This window comes from Bacillus sp. JJ1521 (assembly GCF_036965165.1).
Lineage (GTDB): Bacteria > Bacillota > Bacilli > Bacillales > Bacillaceae_L > Ferdinandcohnia.
Genome location: NZ_JBALOX010000045.1, coordinates 1 through 3,180 on the forward strand (window position 1 = coordinate 1; position 3,180 = coordinate 3,180).

A 3,180-nucleotide genomic window follows, 5' to 3' on the forward strand; every position below is an offset into this window, starting at 1 on the left:
TTCTTCTACTGTTAAAATAGGAATTAAGTTATAAAACTGGTAGATTAAACCGATTTGTCTTCTTCTAAAGATCGCTAATTGAGTTTCATTAAGGTCATAAATATCCGTATTATCAATGAGGACCTTGCCGCTAGTTGGGCGATCAACTCCTCCAAGCAGATGTAAAAGCGTTGACTTTCCTGAACCAGACGGACCAATTATTGCTACGAATTCTCCCTTTTTTACTGAAAACGACACATTATCAAGGGCCTTCACAGCTGTTTCACCTTTTCCGTATACCTTAGACAGATTTTCGATTTGTAAGATATTCATTCCTAAACCTCCATAAATTCGATGTTGAGTTCAGTATATCTATCTAAGATGACTATAAAGTGACTCCCAATGTGACAATTTATTCACTTTCGGTAGAGCAACAGCTAGATGACCTTTTTATAGAACTTAATCATAAAGATTGTCCCTTTTCCCTGTGCACTTTTTACCTCAATATCACCTTGCTGACTTTTAATAATGCTATAAGCCATGGCAAGACCAATTCCTACACTATCCTCACCTGCATTTTTCCCCTTATAAAAACGCTTGAATATATAGGGAAGGTCTTCCTTAGCGATCCCTTTCCCGTTATCCGCAATCATAATCTCGGTATACAGGGCATTTTCTGAAAAAGAAATTGAGATCTCTCCTGCATCTTGTGTGTGCTCAACACAATTCTTTAAAATATTAATGAGGGCTTCTGCTGTCCAGTTGAAATCTCCTATAAAAGAAACCTCTTTATCCCCGTTCACCATAAGGGTTTGTTGTTTAATATCCATCGGCACAAGAACAGGATGAATCACCCGCTCGACCAATTCTGAAACATACACGGTATCCTTTTTAAATGGAACAGTTCCAGCATCAATTTTCGATAACTTTAATAAAGATGACACGAGCCATTCAATTCTTTCTAATTGGACCCGAATATTATTTGTAAATTCAGCCCGCTTTACATCGTCTAGTTTCGCATCCCCTAATAAATCAGCCATAACCATCATGGAGGTAAGTGGTGTTTTTAATTGATGGGAGATGTCCGAAATCGCATTTGTTAATTTCAGTTTATCCTGTTGTAATAGTGAACCATGCTCTGATAGTTTTAAGGTCACTTTATAAATATCACTTTTTAATATACTAAGTTCCCCCTCATGGTTATCTCTTACATCTAGACTATAATCACCACTTGTGATTTTGCGTAAAAAGCTAGAGAGCTTTTCAATTTCGTTATATCTCCATTTTGTAAAAAGTAAACTACATCCTATCAGTAGGATCGATAAGACAACTATGTATAGTGCAACTTCTCCAGAAAATAGAAAATACGCTACCCCTGTTGCAAGTAGCGATATAAGGATGATCACAAGTAAAAAGTACTTGATTTCTCGGTTACGCAGCATGTTAGTCACCAACCTTATAGCCCATTCCGCGAATTGTTTTAATAATTTTAGGGCTTTGTGGTTCTTCCTCAAGCTTCTCTCTTAATCTCTTGATATAGACGGTCAATGTGTTATCATTTACAAAATCACCAGCAACATCCCAAATTCGATCAAGTAGCTGTGTTCTCGTAAGGACTTGACCAATATGATTCGCAAAAATCAGGAACAGACGGTACTCTAAAGCAGTCAAAAGTACCTCCTCCCTATCCTTATAAACCTTACCTTCTAGTGTATTAATTCGTATATTTTCTATCTCAATGATGTTCTTCGGCTGTACTGTCGAATTCATATTATAGCGGCGGAGTACCGATTTAATCCGTGACAGTAACTCACGAATTCGGAATGGCTTCGTAATATAGTCGTCCGCTCCCATATCAAGCCCCATGACCACATTCACTTCATCATCCAAGGCCGTTAAAAAAATGACCGGCTTATCCCCTTGCTTCTTCACCAATTCACATAATTCATAGCCGCTACCATCTGGTAAAGATAAATCAAATAAAAATAAATCAATTTCATTCCAATTTTCAGAGATGACCTTCTTTGCATCCGTAGCATTCTGACAAACAATCGTCTGGTACTCATCCTGCTTCAACGAATAATCCAAACCTGAAGCAATCGTTTTATCATCTTCAACAAGTAAAATTTTCATAATTACACCTTATTCTTATATATTTCTCCAATGCACTAGCGCAAATTTTTCCATATTATTCTTTCAGTTTACAACTCCATATTGATAAAAGAAACCAAGAAAGCAGGAATTCTTAGTCATGCAACTTATTTAGAAGAGCTGATTGGTTCCTTTTCTGCAACGGCAGAGTTTTCGTAAATTGACAAACATAATAAAAGTCATCTTTTTTTGTGCTTTCTGATTGTTCAATAAATAACAATCCTTGAAGAGTAAATAGTAAAATTGTAATCCATTTGTGAAAGGTTGAATAAAATGATTTTTATTCTGTTTCAGTATTTGCTATGTTTACCTACACCTATTTTATGCAAAAAAACATTAGTAAGATAGAACTATATACGACCTCTTTATTCGCGGTATTATTTGCAATCCTCACAGATTTTTATATTTAGATGTAAAGCACCATCTTTATTGGTATTTTACGAAGAGTGTTGAATGGAAATGGATGATTATCCTATTAGGGGGAAACCCCCAGTAAGTATGATTTCTTTAAACTACTTTCCATTCAACTCCACTAAGCTAAAGAAGTTTTTTTACATTCTCATATGGTCTATTTTTTTGACGGTATTTGAATTAGGGGCAGTACATATCGGAAAAGTTCTTCATTACGGAAAGTGGAAAATATGGTACTCTGCCATTTTATATCCATTTTTACTATTTATCCTATATATAAACAGCATTTTCGTGAAATATCTGATTGTCAGAAGTGAAAAGTGATCCCTTATAGAATACAAAAACCCTCATATATAGTGTTCCATTCACACATATACGAGGGTTTTTACTGTTATAGATATATAAAATAAGCAATGAACGTTACAAAGAGAACATACATAATCGGATGTACTTCTTTATGTCTTCCCAATGCTAGCATCGTAACAGGATACATAATGAAACCTAAGGCAATCCCTGTTGCGACACTGAAGGTTAATGGCATCATTATAATCGTTGTAAATGCCGGAATCGCAATATCTAGCTTCGTCCAATCGATATGTCGAACTTCCGCCGCCATCATTGAACCCACAATAATGAGGG

General features: G+C 35.7%; 4 protein-coding genes and 1 pseudogene. 1 reads left to right on the top strand and 4 read right to left on the bottom strand.

Annotation, left to right across the window (positions count from 1 at the left end):
* The 3 genes from V7147_RS07870 to V7147_RS07880 form a co-directional block, all read right to left on the bottom strand.
* Positions 1-312, bottom strand: a 312-nt coding sequence (locus V7147_RS07870; protein ID WP_335367298.1) for an ABC transporter ATP-binding protein, incomplete at its 3' end; no start/stop codon positions are given.
* Between the two features lie 104 nt (positions 313-416).
* Positions 417-1,421: a sensor histidine kinase gene (locus V7147_RS07875; RefSeq protein ID WP_335367299.1), complete on the bottom strand. Its 1,005-nt coding sequence runs from the start codon at positions 1,419-1,421 to the stop codon at positions 417-419.
* Between the two features lies 1 nt (position 1,422).
* Positions 1,423-2,112 (bottom strand): response regulator transcription factor, encoded by a 690-nt coding sequence (locus V7147_RS07880; protein ID WP_335367300.1) that lies wholly within the window; start codon positions 2,110-2,112, stop codon positions 1,423-1,425.
* A gap of 516 nt (positions 2,113-2,628) precedes the next feature.
* On the opposite strand from V7147_RS07880, the gene V7147_RS25185 reads away from it, so the two are divergent.
* Positions 2,629-2,865, top strand: coding sequence for a CBO0543 family protein (locus V7147_RS25185; protein ID WP_438824567.1), 237 nt, complete (start codon positions 2,629-2,631; stop codon positions 2,863-2,865).
* A gap of 67 nt (positions 2,866-2,932) precedes the next feature.
* On the opposite strand, the pseudogene V7147_RS07885 reads toward V7147_RS25185, so the two are convergent.
* A pseudogene (locus V7147_RS07885) lies at positions 2,933-3,180 on the bottom strand (NCS2 family permease); the annotation flags it as partial.